Here is a 14,723-nt window from a genome sequence, read left to right on the forward strand (position 1 = left end):
ACTCCTGGCTGCGCGATTAGCGCAGCTGAATAGAGAAGTTGGCTTCTGACGACGTGGCTTCGCTGTTGAACCAGCGGGAGGTCACGGTTTTGGTTTCAGTATAGAAACGTACCGCCTGCTTTCCGTAGGCGTGCTGATCGCCGTAGAAAGAACCTTTCCAACCGGTGAACGAGAAGAACGGGAGGGGTACCGGGATGGGGATGTTCACACCCACCTGACCAACCTCAATTTCGTGCTGGAAGCGGCGTGCCGCACCACCATGGTTGGTAAAGATAGACGTGCCGTTACCGTAGGGGCTGTTGTTAATCAGCTCAATCGCATCGCCCAGCGAGTCTGCGTTCATGCAGCACAGCACAGGACCGAAGATTTCTTCGTTGTAGATATCCATCTCGGTGGTTACTTCACTGAACAGCGTTGGCCCAACCCAATGGCCATCTGGGAAACCTTCAACGGTGCATCCACGGCCATCCAGCATCAGCTTCGCACCCTGGGCTTCACCCGTGGCGATCAGAGATTCAACCCGCTCTTTGGCTTTGGCACTGATAACCGGGCCGTAGCTGGCGCCGGAATCGTTCCAGGCGCCCGGACGAATCTTGGCCATGGCTTCTTTCAGTTCCGGAATCCACTCTTGGGCTGCGCCCACGAACACCGCAACGGAGATCGCCATGCAACGCTGACCGGCCGCGCCCACAGAGGCACCCACAAGCGCGTTCAATACTTGTTGCTTGTCTGCATCCGGCATGATAACCATGTGGTTCTTGGCACCGGCGAAGCTCTGTACACGCTTCATGTTGCTGGTACCGGTTTCATAGATATAACGACCAACAGGTACAGAGCCTACGAACGAAATGGCTTTGATGGCCGGGTCGTGCAGGAGCGTATCTACCTGTTCTTTGGCACCGTGGACCACCTGCAGAACACCTTTAGGGGCACCGGCTTCTTCAAACAGTTCCGCCAAACGCATGGGCGTGAGGGGGTCTTGCTCGGACGGCTTGAGAATGAAGGTATTGCCGCAGGCAATGGCCATGGGGAACATCCACAGCGGAATCATGGCCGGGAAGTTGAACGGTGTGATACCGGCACACACGCCCAGAGGCTGAATCCAGGAGTGGGTGTCTACTTCGCGGGCCACGTTTTCAACCGTTTCACCCATCATCATGGAAGCGACGTTCGCGGCGTGCTCAACCACTTCAATACCGCGCCACACATCACCCTTGGCATCATCAAACGTCTTGCCGGTTTCCTGTGACAGGATTTCGGCAATCTCGTCGTGATGTTCTTTCAGCAATGCCTGGTAACGGAGCATCACCCGCGCTCGCTCGGAAATCGGCGTTTCTTTCCAGCTTTTGAACACTTCGCCGGCGTTGTCGATGGCCTGACGCATTTCATCAGTAGTCGCACAAGGCACTTGGGCGATCACTTCGTTGGTTGCCGGGTTGGTTACATCGATCCAGTTCTGAGTCTGGCTCTGCGCAAATTCACCGGCAATATACTGAGGTACTTTCTTCATGATGCTGTCCCGTGGTTGTTGTTGTCCGGAACGCCTCGGTGGTCGTCTGCCAGCCACACCAAGGCGATGATTTACCCACAGACTAGCACGCACCCCAACAATAGGTGATTGACTAAATTTCGCTCTTGATGGATTATTTTTCGATGCCAAGAAAAACAGATCTGTCTCAATCAACACAAACCTCGCAATGGCCGGTGCCCGCGGACAGCGTTCGATACGTTATTCCTGAGCCTATCGTGCGCCTGCTCGCCAGTCATGACCTGACCCGAGAGCTTTACCCCCTTGCTTTTGGCCACTACCGAAAGGCCATCGGGCATCATATGCACCGGGAGCATCACCGCGACAATCTTTTGATCTATTGCACGGATGGAAACGCGTTCCTTAACGTAGAAGGTGTACCCCACACCGTTGGCTCTGGCGATTTGCTGCTCTTGCCCGCCGGAGCCAGCCACCGGTACACCGCAGACCCGAACAACCCGTGGTCCATTCACTGGGTCCACTACTCTGGCCCGTTAGCGGAAGCGTTTCGGCAGCACATGGGCTTCACCAACGGCACCTACATTCGCCATTTGGGCCGGCAACCGCGTTTGCTGGTGGATTTCAACGGCTTGTTGTCGGTGCGCCAAACCGGGTTTCGCACCCAAGGCCTGATTCATGCCAGCAACCGATTACGACAACTGCTGGCAGCGGTTCCGATCAATGCTGACGAAACCGGGCAAGCCCGGCAGGCTGAGCTTGAGGTTATTCACAACTACATGCGGGAACACCTTGAAGAACGGCTGACACTGAATGAGTTGGCGGAACTCGCCGGCCTGTCACCCGCACATTTTGCCACCCGCTATCGCGAGCAAACCGGCACTGCTCCCATCCAGCATTTTTTGCACCTGAAGGTGGAACGGGCGTGCGAACTGCTGGACACCACCAGCCAAACGTTTGCGGATATCAGCCGACAGCTGGGTTACGACGATGCCTATTATTTCTCTCGCCTGTTTAAAAAAGTCATGGGGAAATCTCCCAGCGACTATCGCCATACCGCAAGGCATTGAATAGCAGGCGCATCACATTGCAGCTGTGCCCTGATATAGTTGGCGCAGCCTATACCAACCTATAACAAGACGAATCGAACAACCTGTCAGGAGAGATCAATGCAGCCGTTGGATATTCAGGTGGTTGAGCAAGCCATGCACTGGTGCAAGGCCGGCGAAGGTTTCTGGCTGTGCACCGTACTGAGCACCTTTGGCTCATCGCCGCGAGCACCCGGCTCCTGGTTAATCGCAAAAGCCGATGGCGACCATTGCGGCTCGCTTTCCGGCGGCTGTGTCGAGGAAGATTTTCTGGCACGACTAAGTGACGGAGAATTCCGGAACCGCCTGAACCGGGTCCGCTACGGTGCCTCAGATGGCCCGGACAACCCTCGCGTTAGCCTCCCCTGCGGCGGTGTTCTGGATGTGCTGGTGGAACACTGGCCCGCCAATAACCACACTTTCGAACACTTTCAGTCACTACAGAAAGCTTTGGCGGGGGCCGGCGCACTGGTGCGCAATCTGTGCCTGAAAACCGGCGAGGTTGAACTCATCCCGGATGACAGTCTGGGCAGCAAAGTGGAAGAAGACCAGAACGGACAACGAGTGCGCCTGCGCGTGGGCCCGGTGTCACGTCTGGTGATTGCCGGTCTGTCGCCAGTCTCAACCGTGTGCGCCAGCTTTGCCCACAGCCTTGGATTTGAAGTGATTGTGTGTGACCCCCGGCCCGAGGAGGTTCGGCATTTCAATGTGCCGGGCGTGACCTTACGCCAGGAACTCCCGTCGGTTTGGATTGCCCGTGAAGGCTGCCACCGGGCCACAGCTGTGGTTGCCCTCACCCACGACCCCAAGATTGACGATACCGCCCTTATTGAAGCGATCAAAACCGACGCGTTCTATATAGGCGTTATGGGCTCCCAACGGACCTCCGAAAAACGTCGGGAACGCCTGTTGCGAATTGGCGGCTTAACGGAAGCCCAAGCCGACCGCATTCACATGCCTATCGGCCTGAACATTGGAAGTAAAACGCCCGCCGAGATTGCCCTTTCGGTGATGGCGGACGTTGTTCGTGTGCGCGAGGGGGTTACGGCGCCTGCATTGCATCTAGCTTAGCGGAGGGAGGCTAGGCCATGCTATCCGGCCTAGCCTTATCGATCATCGAGCAATAACTTTGTATACGGGACGAAGCTTAGGAATCTGTTTTAGAACGACTTGGATGACGGTCATCAACGGGACCGCTAGAAGAACCCCGACCGGCCCCCACAACCAGCCCCAGAAGAAAATCGAGATAAAAATAATGACGGGATTAATTGCCATACGAAAACCATGAATCCACGGCTCGAGAAAAAACCCGACAATGGTCGTGAGCAGGATAAAGCTTAAGGGCGCTAACGCCATCATCCAAAGCGTGTCTAGGGTCACAGCGGACACTAAGGCTAACAGCGCAATGGTCAGCATGTTTCCGAGATAGGGAATGAATCTGGCTAAGCCGGCCACCAACCCCCACATGGCCGGGTCAGGCAAACCAATAGCCCAACAAATCAGAGCGGTCAGCACGCCAACGGATGTATTACTTACCCCTAAAACCGCCAAATATTGCGCGATTTCACGCTGGGAGTAATGGGTAATGCGCAACACTCTTCGACGCTGAGATGCCGGCAATTGCCGAGCAAAGTTTCGAATCAAGCGGTCGCCACTTACGAGCAAAAAATAGGTTAAAGCCAAAGCCAATGCCAAACCGGCCACGCCGTCTCGGACTTTCGAAACCATTTGGCTTCGCCAGGAATCCGTGGCCAACACCACCGTTTTAGGCTTTTCTTCGCCACTGTCCGACAAGCCTTCTACCGATTTCTCCACTTGCTCAGCTGACCGGCTCACCTTATCGATCTGGCGCTTGATTTGGCTGTCTCCCACCAATAAACGTGAAATGCCCTGCGGCGCTTTCTGCGCCCATTCCAGAGCCGGCGTGGCAACCGCTGCGCCAACGCCGACAATCCCCACCAAAACCAGCAACACGAGAAACAACGAACTGACGGCTTTCGGAATGCGAAATTTAAGGTAAGCGCGCTGGACGAAAGGAGACAAAAACAAACTGGCAAGTACCGCCAATACAATCGGCAGTATGATTTGATGCGCGATATAAAGTGTATAAAGAACACCCAATGCGAACAGCCCATAGATAGGCGTAGACAGCCCGGCAAAAACGCTGCCTTCCTGTTCAGACTCGGGGGCATTTTCCGTTTGCGGCGACTCCTCCATGGGGCGCGCTCTCCTGTAGTGAATTCTCGAGTGAAAACACAGTCTAACGCCCTCGGGGGTTTAACGCATTGTTGATTTTTGCTAACCGGCCAGCCTGGGCAAAAACGATGTATCCATCCAATAGCGCTTGAGATTGGCCTCATCGACCAGTACGGGCATTGTTTCCTGGTGAATATGATTAGTTGGATCAAACCACAGGTTATCGCTTCGGAATACATGAAGCTCACCGGTTTGAGGGTGCTGCCACTGGCAGACAATGCGGAACGGGTTACGACCGTTCACGGTCAGACTGGTGTTTTGCTCAACCGACGAAAATGTTGCGAGCACCTCGGTGCCGTGATCTTTCAGGTAAGCCTGTGAGCGGCTCTTCTTCCAACCAAACAACAGCATCCCGCCGCCAATGGCGCCAAACACGAGCCCCATACCTCCAAGAATCATGGGCAGCCCCCACAGCGAGAAGAAACTGTTGATGCGAGCACTCTCCGGAACCGACGGCTCGTAAAACACAGACACACGCTCGCCGCGACTGAACGACGGCGGATTTGAGCCGGAACGCGACCGGAACTCGATCTCCCTACCACGGATATCCTCGAAAACCACCACCGGATAATAGGTTGTCGAATCGCTGGAGCGAGAGCGCTCCAGGTCAGTGACCGTGCCCGTGGCTTCCGTGGCTCGCTCGATAAATGACACCGTACTGCTGTAACTCATCACCGCACCAACAAGCATACCGGCGCCAATGAGTGTGAAGACGTATTTGAGGATATTCAGGGTTTTCAATGGTTCATTCCTTGTGTTTTGGGGTCTCTTTCCTTAAGCCATCTGACCAATTTCGGCGCCTTCGGGAACGAGAGAAGGCATTTGGGGCTCACGCCCCTTCAAGATATTTGCCAGACGCCGCTCTCGTACCTTGTGAACGGAGGAATCAAACCTGAGTACCTTGAGGGGCACCGGGTCACCCTCCTGCAACTTGTCGAACGTCGCCAGCTTACTCAGATAGAAGGCCCCACTGTGATTTTGGCCATCAAACTGAAAATCAAACTCAATCATAAGGTTACACTGATAATGCCCTTCCCCCTGAGGCTCATTTCGATGATCGTATTCCTGATGAAACTGACAATCCGCTTCTTTTTTGGTCAGTACGCCGTCCACCTCTACACCGTGCTTCCGTAGCAAGGCCTGGCCGTAGAGGTAGCTGGTACCTGAGTAAGTCGTGACGATAGCAAGCAGAACCATCCCAGCGCCCATCAATGCGAAGAAACCTCCCGCAATCATGGCACCCCAGTCGCCAAAGTCGACGTAGAAAATGCCACCACCCACAGCGGTGGTGATTATTCCTACGCACAGCATCGTTAGCATAATGCCTAGGTCAGATTTTATTGCTGACCACAGGAGCGGCCAATCAATGTGGTTTTTTCTGAGCATTTTTCCGGCGCTGGGAGGTTAGTTAATGGGTTGAGGTTGGTTATCAACGCAGCAAACGATTGGCTCTGCTGAGAAAAGACCTACCGGGGATGAGTTTTGCGCATTCTTTCATGAAGCTCGTCCAGCTCCTTCTGTTTTTGCGCCATGTAGTCTTCTTCGATATCGATCAGGCGGGTTGTGGGGCCGTTTGGATCCAGGCGTTCTTGGACGACTTCAGTAACGTCCGTGTTTTATCAACTCTTATTAAAGTGCTGAGCTCTTCCTCTGAACTTGAAAACCTCACATATTTATCGTCGGAATTACTTGTCGTACAGCGTCAGAGTATTGCACTCCGTTAATCAGTTAACAGGCTCAGAGTGGTTAACGACACAACGGAAACCATTCCCCGAAGAATCAATGTGCTGACCACTTCGAGCAAACACGGTGCCGCCACCGCCAATGTGCTCCCCTCTACCGGCCCAGTCCCTCACGGTTTTTTCAGGATTGTCGGTATCAAGCGGACCGTCAGGACCTTTTGGATTTTCCTTGGGTGCGTTCCTGTAATAGTCGCTTTGAAACCAATCCTGCGTCCATTCCGCTACATTTCCAGTCATGTCATAAAGGCCTAGCGGATTTGGTGGGTAGCTCCCAACCGGGCGCCGCTCGAACTTCAGCGAAGAGTGCATCAGGGTGTTGCCAGAAGGCGGTATCGAAGGGTCAACATACTCTTTCGGGCGGCGAAGGTAGGGATCCCTCTCGACATCGCCTGTATCGGTGGCATAGGGCACCTCCCTCCCCCGGCTTCGAGCCGCATACTCCCACTGAGCCTCCGTAGGCAAAGCAAAAGGCAGCCCGGTGCGTTCTGCAAGCCAGGCGCAATACCCCTCAGCCTCTCCGTAATTTGGTACTCGGGCGGGCTTTCGGTAATAGTTGGGTGACAAGGGGTCATCCGAAACCATCAGGTACTTTTTTAAGCTGAACTGGTCTGCATATAGGTGAGCTCGCTCAAGATCTTCGTAGTAAACTGCCATTTCACCCCAAGTCGTCTCGAACCGCGATACCGAGTAACTATCGATCCTAACGTTAACCACTGGGCGGCTATGATCCGTCAGAGTCACGTAAGGAGTGCCATCAGGCTTCCCAACATCTCCAAGAGCAAACTCACCACCTTGCACGAACACCTGATTATCTATAGCTTGCGTTAGGACTTGGGATACCACTTCATCCTCGCCACAGCCCGAAATAAGCGCTTGCACTACTACCAAACAAACTACTTTTAGTGGATCAACACCCGACATTAATCAAAGCCTCCTAAGCTATCCCGCATATTCGACAGGCATTAAACGGGTCCATTTGCACTGGTCTACCCGCGATCGCGACTTTACTCCTCAGCTCATAAATGAATAACCTCTGATCAGTTTCACCTTTTCCAACGAACTCAAATAGGCGATCAAGGTTCTCTTGAAAATCCTCCCGATTGGCAACACCCTCAGGATTCATCCGAAACACCGTTTCTTCGAAATCACGCCAACTTTGAAATGAAGCAAGGATCTCGCTCACAGCCTGAATCTTTATGTCGTTACTACTCCAGATATCAGGTGTAACCCACCAATCATAGAGAATATTGTCCAAGACAGTGCCTTTGACTTCAGGAGGGGAATGCAAGAACACGGCGTCTTCCTTAAGAGCGAGATCATTGACAACGTTTTGGGCAAGCTCAGCCCCACCCCGCTCGCGCTTTCGTCCTACGAATACATCATCCACAAACTCTGCAAGCGCGGTCACCACGCTCGTCGCAAACTCATGAGCTGCCGCAGCAGCAGTGAGGCCACGCCCCAATGCGAACAAACTCATTCGTTTATACCAGTCGAACGCTTCCGTATCAGGATCAAATAACTCCAAATACCTGAAGTCCACATCAAGCAATGCGTTATAGACAAAATGAAGCATCCGCATAATTTTCTGTGTTTCTACTTCGAGAAGAAAACTTCCTGCGGCTCCGGCACCCAAAACGAGCCCTGCGTGGGCATTGCAATAAAACTTTCCTGTGGTTTCACTGAAGTGCAATCGAATATTAAACTCAGCTCCTGCACCAAACGCAGCCTCGACCTTCTTCCCGATACTGCAGAGCTTATCCCACTCTCGCGCTTCAGTTAGAACATCTCTCCAGCGCAGCTCACCTGAAACTTCACACCCGCCTCGGATACCCGCAAATACACCACCTTCTATCTCTGCTTTCTGCCCGTTCTGCCTAGCAGCAATTCCCTTTATAGTCGGGAGGCCATCGGTAGTAGATACATGAACATTACCGGCAACAAGTGCTGAGGCTCCGGCAAATCCCGAAAGCGAAGCCATAATCGCCGCCTGAAAATGCCCCAGCGAAGCAGTTCTCCGCTCGCCGTCCCAACCGCCAACCCGGTAAGGGATGTGAATTTCAGACCGATTATTCACAGGAAACGCCTGCTCTATACCCACTTTTCCTTGAGCCAGAGCAAACTGCCCTTCTAACTTCGCTTGAAAGTGAACTTTGCCTTTTCGCGGATCAAACTCACCAGAAGCACTTCCCCCCGCAGCAAAACGCATAAACTGAGCCTCTGCCGAAGCATCAAAGCCAGTTTCGTCGATCGCTTTTTGTCTTGCCTCGGCATCACCCCAGATCGACCAGGACGCCTCATCGTAAAACTTGTTCAATGTCGTCATGAGGGCACCATTCTGATCAGGCTCCCACAATTTTGCGTTGAACTTGATGTTTAGCTCACTTCGAATAGCATCTCGAAGCTTTGCCGGATCAACACCATTCTCGGTTAACCATCCATCACTCCGCGCCCGGTCTCTTGCCGCTATGGAATAACGTCGCTGGTGATTCTTCATTTTGTCAGAGCGCACAAACGTAACATGTCTATTGCCGGCCAATCTTTTGATCTCAGTGATCGGCGGTATGCTCTGCATATCGTTAGTAAGAACGGAGCGAGCTTCCAGTTCTTCAACTAGGCGCTCTTTCTCTTCCTGCACTTCTGACAGCAACCGGCCTTCACCATCAGTCGGACTCAATTCGGAAACCTCGTCACCGTCGTTGAGCTCATCCAGCCTTTCATAAAACTCGTTTATCGGGCCGCAAACAAACTCTTCCTCCTCAAGCCACTCGGAGAGTTGCTCTTCCGTCAACAGGATCAACTCATCAGAGCCGGTGACATGGACAACGTCCACAATTTCTTCTGCACATGGTGGTTCCTGAGCTATTTGCCCTACCTCGCAGCTGGAGAAATCGGCATCGTTTGCAGCGGGAAGTTTGAGCCGTTGCCCGGGGAAAATCCGATCAGGATTATCGATATCCGGATTCAGTCTCAGGAGGCTGCTTAGCGTGGTTTGGTGTCGCTGTGCAATTGCACTGAGGGTGTCGCCGGACTTGACGGTATACTCGGAACTCATGAGGCAACTCCATATGCCAAACGTTTATCCAATTCTTTCAAGCGCATACCTGCTGGCATTTCAGAACTGGACAAAATAGCCTGAAATTCTGGATGCTCAATGCGCTCTCCGTGCACTACAGCTAGCTCTGCAAATCGGCTTACGTCTTTCTCTGTATGGAACCCAAACGAGTTGGCCTGCTGAATCAACGCGTTCACTCTGGATGTATCGTTTAGACAAAGATATCGGGCCAACCTGGTTGCGAACTCTTCTCTGGCCATCGCTGCCAGGGCCTCAATATGGTGATCAGCAAGAACAAACCAGCCTTCCTCAGCAGCCTGCCTGGCTGGTCTCTGGCCATCTGCACTGAATCGCCGCCATTGACCATCATTTTGGAACGCCAGCCAGTCTGTTATCGGGCCACTGAATTGGTCTCGCTCCAGATCACTGAACGCTCCCATCAACCTGACCAGCTGTTTTGGGGAATAGAACCTGAGATAGGAATAACCCCCATCAGGCAACTTGACGCTCAACAGGCTTCGTAAATGATCGGCCAATACGGGCAGTATCTCGTCTGCCATCAGGACAACGGCATGGTCCTGCCACGTTCCCTGCTCTGACCATATTCGTGATGATGGCGAAGGCTTTACAAGGCAGGGGCTCACCTCGATGACCGCCTCATGGGGTGTACCAAGGTACAGGTATTCTAGTTCCGGCTGATCATCGTATTCATAGATGAATCTGGGAGCATCAAATACCGCACCATCAATCAGTATGTAAGCTCGCTTAACGGCCTTCTCATCCAAGCCCATCATGCAATGTCACCCTCACATGCACAGGCTTCCATGGCACAAGAACCATCCGGTTGGCGGCCGCATTGCTTCACAAGAGCAACATCCTTTTTAGCTGCGGACTTCAACGCGGGCACCGAGGCTACAGAAGGGCCCGCTGTCGCTCTGGTGTCATTTTCCGCCACCTGCACCGGCTCATCGTTGGCCGTTAACTCGCTCAAACTCTCGGGCAACAACGGCCCCGTAACCCCAACCCCGCTACCACTCCCAGGCCCACCCCCTGAATTCATCCGCACCAAAGGCCCTGACACCGTCACCCCACTCGGGTCTACCTTCACAAAGCTGCCACCGGCCTTAAGCGTCACCTCAGCCCCGGCTTCGATCACGATTTTCATACCGGCCTTGTGGTGGATTTCGGTGCCGGCTTCCACCAGCTGGTTTTTGCCCTGCTTACTGTGGTGGCTGCCGTTTACGGTGAGACTGTAGTCGGCACCGATGCTCTCGCGATGTTCGCCATCTGTGGTGTGGTGGCTGTTGCCTTTGGTGTGGCTGAAGCGGTTGTTCACCACCGTCAGGTGGCTGTCGTTCCTGATGACTTCGGTGCGGTTATTTTCCGTGAGCAGGTCCAAGTCTTTTTGGGCATGGACGTAGATTTGCTCCTGACCAGCTTCGTCTTCAAAGCGCAGTTCGTTGCTGCCCTCACCCTTATGGGTTTTGGTTTTTAATGTGGTGCGGGTTTTGTGTTCCGGCAGCGCGTACGGTGGTGTGTTGGTGGCGTGGTAGGTTCGGCCGGTGATGATGGGCTGGTCCGGGTCGCCATCGAGGAAGCTGACAATCACTTCGTTGCCAATTCTCGGTAGTGCCATAAAGCCATACTGACCGCCAGCCCAGCCTTGGGAGACGCGCAGCCACGCGCTGCTGTGTTCATCGTTTTTGGAGTAGCGGTCCCAAGGGAACCGCACTTTTACGCGGCCGTATTGGTCGCAGTGAATCTCTTCCCCTTCGGGGCCGGTCACGATGGCTATCTGGGGGCCGTCCATCACGGGTTTGTGCTCACAGAGGGCGCGCCAGGTTTTATCGGCGGGGATGGCGGTGAACTCGTTGGTGTAGCTGGTCGGTTCGCTACCGCCCTCTTCTTCCAGCGCTTGCGGTTGTTTACCGGTGTGGGTGATGGCGGTCAGCAGCCATTCCCGGTTCAGACTTTGGCTGTCGTGGTCTTGCAGTTCCACTTTGGCTCCGGCGGCAAAATCCGGGCGGTTGCTTTTACCTTTGGCGACGGAGGCATCGTTTCTGAGTGCGTCTAATCGGGTTTGGGAAAACGGCTGGCCACTGGCGTCGGCTTTGTAGCGACCGGGGTATTCGTAGTGCTGGTAGTCTTCCCGGTGGTTTACACCGCCGGCACTCTGTTCGTGCATCAGAGCGTAGGCGGGGTTCTTGAAGGTGTAGTCTTTCATCGCCACCGATGAAGCGCGCACCCTTTCTTCGTAGGCGAAGCTGTAGATGCAGGCCTGCTGGGTGCTGCCGCCGGCTTTGGTGTTGCATTCTACCGGGTCTAATTTGGGCGCATCACCGTGATGATCGGCAATGACTAAGGCCGGCTGCTCTTCACCGTCCACGCTGCCGTGTTGGTAGCGGTAGTGCCAGCCTTCTTCGGCAGCGAGTCGTTCCAAGAATTTCAGGTCGCTTTCGCGGTGCTGGACGCAGTATTCCCGCTCTTCGGGCGCGCGTTTCAGATCGAACACCGTATCCACAATGCCCCGCTCTTCCAACAGCGTGCGCACAATGGCATCGGTGGTCTGGGCCTGGAAAATACGACTGTTGTGCATTAAGCCCAAACGCCACACCGGAGGCTGAATCACCACTTCGTAATGGGTGCGGCGGTGGCCAGTGTTGCCTCGTACGAATTCGTTCACCACGCCGGTGAACCGACGCAGGGGCTGGCCGTCTTGCCACACCACCAGATCCACCGGCTGTTCCAATACATCCGCGGCTTGCACGTCCGGATCGGTGCTGGCCAGTTTCAAACGGCCATGGGAGAGCGTGGACAAACCTTCGGTGAGCACAAAGCTGGCAACCACAAAGTGGTCTGAGGGGAATTCGCCAACACGGGCGGTGAACTGCAATCCGCTTGCCTGGGGCATAACTTCAGTCCCTGAAGTGTGTGATTTAGATCCTGCTCGTCCTGAGCAATACGATTATAACGAGAGCGCTCCATAAGACCAACCTCCCACGCGGCCCACCCGGCATCTTTTGTTAAACACTGTGAACCGTTACTCTTGAGCCAATACCAAAGAACAAGAGAAGCAAAAATGGCTGTTTACAGAATCGAAATCGACGAAACGTTCAACGTGCCGCGCAAGAAGGTCTTTGCTCTGTTTGCTGATCACCACCGCTTTGGCAAAATGATTGGTGCGCCGGTCAAGCGCATCAAAGACAGCCATCAGGCTGACCCGAATGGCGCGGGGTCGGTTCGTAAAGTCGGCTTGGGGCCTTTGAGTATCGAAGAGACGGTACTTGAGTTCGAGCCCTACTCCTTGATCGAATACACTGTCACCAGCGCCGGCCCGATCAAAAATCACATGGGGCGCATTCATTTCAGCGACACCAGTGACTGCCAAACTCGCCTTCGGTACACCATCAGCTTTGAAGATGTCGTTCCCTTTACAGGCAAGCTGATTCGCTCCTCACTTGAGCTGGGCCTGCGCCGCGGAATCCGGCGAGTTCCCGAACTGGCGTAACAAAGCTGTTGTATTGTCGTCAGGTTCAGTAAAATCACGCTCTTTATAGCAAGCAAGGGGCACAGAACTATGGGCAGAGCCTATCAGAATCGCAAAGAGTCCATGGCCAAAACGGCTGCGGCAAAAACCAAGGTTTATAGCAAATACGGTCGGGAAATTTACATGTCGGCCAAGTCTGGCGGCGTTGACCCTCAGGCCAACCTATCTCTGCGAGGGCTGATCGAGCGCGCGAAGAAAGATCAGGTTCCCACCCACGTTATTGAAAAAGCCATTGATAAAGCCAAAGGTGGCGCGGGCGAAGACTACTCCACCGCTCGCTACGAAGGGTACGGCCCGGGCAATTGCATGGTCATTGTGGACTGCCTGACCGATAACCCAAACCGTACTTTCGGCGATGTTCGCCTGGCTTTCACCAAAACCAAATGTAAAATCGGCACCCCTGGCGCCGTCGCTCACATGTTCGACCACTGCGCCATTTTCGTATTTAAAGGCCAGGATGAAGAAGCCGTTCTTGAAGCTTTGATGGAAGCCGATGTGGATGTCACTGACATCGAGAACGAAAACGACACCATCACCGTTTTCACCCCGAACACTGAATACGCAAAAGCCAAACAAGCCTTGGAAGACGCTTTCGACGGCATCGAGTTTGAGGTAGACGAAATCCAGTTCTTGCCGAAAACCACCACCCCGGTAGAAGGCGACGACATTCCGATGTTCGAAAAATTTATGGATATGCTGAACGATCTCGACGATGTTCAGAACGTTTTCCATAACGCAGAATTGCCGCAGGAATAATCTGCGCAACGCTTTAGCATCAGATGAGGTGCAGTATGGCTGGTACAAATGAGGGCATGAAACCTCGTGTCGTGATCCTGAAAACGGGCACAACCTACCCTCAAATCAAAGATCAGTTCGGAGATTTTGAAGACTGGTTTGTCGCTAGACTGTCCAGCCAGCTGGACCTTACCACCGCTGACGTGACGCAGACACTCCCACCCGGCCGCCCTCAGGATTGGCATGGCGTTGTCATCACTGGTTCCCCCGCCATGGTGAGCGACCGTGAGCCTTGGAGTGAGCACGCGGCCGAATGGTTAAAAGAGGCCGTACAGGCAAACGTGCCCACGTTCGGGGTCTGCTACGGCCACCAATTACTCGCCCACGCCTTAGGGGGCAAAGTCGGTTATCACCCGCAAGGGCGAGAGACTGGCACACAGAGCGTCCGCCTGTTCGACAGCGCGCAATCTGATCCACTGTTTCACCACCTTCCCCAGCAATTTCTGGCGCAATTGACCCACAAGCAATCCGTTCTGGAGCTACCTCCCGGCGCCGTGCTGCTTGGCGCATCGGATTTCGAACCACATCAGGCTTTCCGTGTTGGCACCAACGCCTGGGGCGTTCAGTTCCACCCCGAGTTCTCTGATGACGTAATGAGAAGCTACCTTCGAGTTCAACAGCCCGAGCTTGAAAAAGAAGGCCTTAACTCCGAATCACTCCTGAACAACGTATCGCCGGCCCCTCACGCTACCCGGCTTCTTGAGCTTTTCTCCGAGTGGGTTATCAATAAACAACGTGAGTAAACGGCGCAACTCGG

Annotated in this window: 13 protein-coding genes; 5 read left to right on the forward strand and 8 right to left on the reverse strand. The window is 53.9% G+C overall.

Going from position 1 to position 14,723, the window contains the following annotated elements; genetic code table 11:
* Positions 1-16: 16 nt before the first annotated feature.
* Positions 17-1,510: a CoA-acylating methylmalonate-semialdehyde dehydrogenase gene (locus MWU64_RS06535; protein ID WP_247062726.1), complete on the reverse strand. Its 1,494-nt coding sequence runs from the start codon at positions 1,508-1,510 to the stop codon at positions 17-19.
* A gap of 143 nt (positions 1,511-1,653) precedes the next feature.
* On the opposite strand from MWU64_RS06535, the gene MWU64_RS06540 reads away from it, so the two are divergent.
* Together MWU64_RS06540 and MWU64_RS06545 are read left to right on the forward strand one after the other, a co-directional pair.
* Entirely contained in the window at positions 1,654-2,556 is a 903-nt protein-coding gene (locus tag MWU64_RS06540) for an AraC family transcriptional regulator (protein WP_281496287.1), read from the forward strand.
* Between the two features lie 99 nt (positions 2,557-2,655).
* The gene (locus MWU64_RS06545) at positions 2,656-3,645 is read left to right on the forward strand and encodes an XdhC family protein (protein WP_247062730.1); all 990 of its coding nucleotides are present in this window, start codon (positions 2,656-2,658) and stop codon (positions 3,643-3,645) included.
* Between the two features lie 42 nt (positions 3,646-3,687).
* On the opposite strand, the gene MWU64_RS06550 is transcribed toward MWU64_RS06545, so the two are convergent.
* From MWU64_RS06550 to tssI, 7 genes are all read right to left on the reverse strand, one after another.
* A complete protein-coding gene (locus tag MWU64_RS06550) occupies positions 3,688-4,791 on the reverse strand; it encodes an AI-2E family transporter (protein WP_247062732.1) in 1,104 nt (367 codons plus the stop codon).
* 81 nt (positions 4,792-4,872) lie between these two features.
* Complete coding sequence (locus MWU64_RS06555; RefSeq protein WP_247062733.1) at positions 4,873-5,571, reverse strand: DUF3592 domain-containing protein; 699 nt, start codon at positions 5,569-5,571, stop codon at positions 4,873-4,875.
* Between the two features lie 33 nt (positions 5,572-5,604).
* Positions 5,605-6,150 (reverse strand): DUF3592 domain-containing protein, encoded by a 546-nt coding sequence (locus MWU64_RS06560; RefSeq protein ID WP_247062734.1) that lies wholly within the window; start codon positions 6,148-6,150, stop codon positions 5,605-5,607.
* A 404-nt stretch (positions 6,151-6,554) separates the two neighbouring features.
* Entirely contained in the window at positions 6,555-7,493 is a 939-nt protein-coding gene (locus tag MWU64_RS06565; RefSeq protein ID WP_247062735.1) for an SUMF1/EgtB/PvdO family nonheme iron enzyme, read from the reverse strand.
* Between the two features lie 13 nt (positions 7,494-7,506).
* Entirely contained in the window at positions 7,507-9,624 is a 2,118-nt protein-coding gene (locus tag MWU64_RS06570; protein ID WP_247062736.1) for a LysM domain-containing protein, read from the reverse strand.
* On the reverse strand, positions 9,621-10,418 hold the full coding sequence (locus MWU64_RS06575) for a DUF4123 domain-containing protein (protein WP_247062737.1): 798 nt from the start codon (positions 10,416-10,418) through the stop codon (positions 9,621-9,623). Before MWU64_RS06575 ends, MWU64_RS06570 begins: the two co-directional genes overlap by 4 nt.
* The gene (tssI, locus tag MWU64_RS06580) at positions 10,415-12,535 is read right to left on the reverse strand and encodes a type VI secretion system tip protein TssI/VgrG (protein ID WP_247062740.1); all 2,121 of its coding nucleotides are present in this window, start codon (positions 12,533-12,535) and stop codon (positions 10,415-10,417) included. Before tssI ends, MWU64_RS06575 begins: the two co-directional genes overlap by 4 nt.
* A 168-nt stretch (positions 12,536-12,703) precedes the next feature.
* On the opposite strand from tssI, the gene MWU64_RS06585 reads away from it, so the two are divergent.
* The 3 genes from MWU64_RS06585 to MWU64_RS06595 all read left to right on the forward strand — a co-directional run bounded on the left by MWU64_RS06585 (position 12,704) and on the right by MWU64_RS06595 (position 14,709).
* Positions 12,704-13,132: an SRPBCC family protein gene (locus MWU64_RS06585; protein WP_247062741.1), complete on the forward strand. Its 429-nt coding sequence runs from the start codon at positions 12,704-12,706 to the stop codon at positions 13,130-13,132.
* A gap of 69 nt (positions 13,133-13,201) precedes the next feature.
* Positions 13,202-13,927, forward strand: a complete 726-nt coding sequence (locus MWU64_RS06590) for a YebC/PmpR family DNA-binding transcriptional regulator (protein WP_247062743.1) — start codon at positions 13,202-13,204, stop codon at positions 13,925-13,927.
* 35 nt (positions 13,928-13,962) lie between these two features.
* Positions 13,963-14,709, forward strand: coding sequence for a glutamine amidotransferase (locus MWU64_RS06595; protein WP_247062745.1), 747 nt, complete (start codon positions 13,963-13,965; stop codon positions 14,707-14,709).
* The last annotated feature ends 14 nt before the right edge of the window (positions 14,710-14,723 follow it).

Source organism: Marinobacter sp. S0848L, from assembly GCF_023016065.1.
Taxonomy (GTDB): domain Bacteria; phylum Pseudomonadota; class Gammaproteobacteria; order Pseudomonadales; family Oleiphilaceae; genus Marinobacter.

Coding starts and splice junctions, on each gene's coding strand:
- MWU64_RS06535 (WP_247062726.1), bottom strand. CDS start 1,510: ATGAAGAAAGTACCTCAGTATATTGCCGGTGAATTTGCGCAGAGCCAG.
- MWU64_RS06540 (WP_281496287.1), top strand. CDS start 1,654: ATGCCAAGAAAAACAGATCTGTCTCAATCAACACAAACCTCGCAATGG.
- MWU64_RS06545 (WP_247062730.1), top strand. CDS start 2,656: ATGCAGCCGTTGGATATTCAGGTGGTTGAGCAAGCCATGCACTGGTGC.
- MWU64_RS06550 (WP_247062732.1), bottom strand. CDS start 4,791: ATGGAGGAGTCGCCGCAAACGGAAAATGCCCCCGAGTCTGAACAGGAA.
- MWU64_RS06560 (WP_247062734.1), bottom strand. CDS start 6,150: ATGCTAACGATGCTGTGCGTAGGAATAATCACCACCGCTGTGGGTGGT.
- MWU64_RS06565 (WP_247062735.1), bottom strand. CDS start 7,493: ATGTCGGGTGTTGATCCACTAAAAGTAGTTTGTTTGGTAGTAGTGCAA.
- MWU64_RS06570 (WP_247062736.1), bottom strand. CDS start 9,624: ATGAGTTCCGAGTATACCGTCAAGTCCGGCGACACCCTCAGTGCAATT.
- MWU64_RS06575 (WP_247062737.1), bottom strand. CDS start 10,418: ATGATGGGCTTGGATGAGAAGGCCGTTAAGCGAGCTTACATACTGATT.
- tssI (WP_247062740.1), bottom strand. CDS start 12,535: ATGCCCCAGGCAAGCGGATTGCAGTTCACCGCCCGTGTTGGCGAATTC.
- MWU64_RS06585 (WP_247062741.1), top strand. CDS start 12,704: ATGGCTGTTTACAGAATCGAAATCGACGAAACGTTCAACGTGCCGCGC.
- MWU64_RS06590 (WP_247062743.1), top strand. CDS start 13,202: ATGGGCAGAGCCTATCAGAATCGCAAAGAGTCCATGGCCAAAACGGCT.
- MWU64_RS06595 (WP_247062745.1), top strand. CDS start 13,963: ATGGCTGGTACAAATGAGGGCATGAAACCTCGTGTCGTGATCCTGAAA.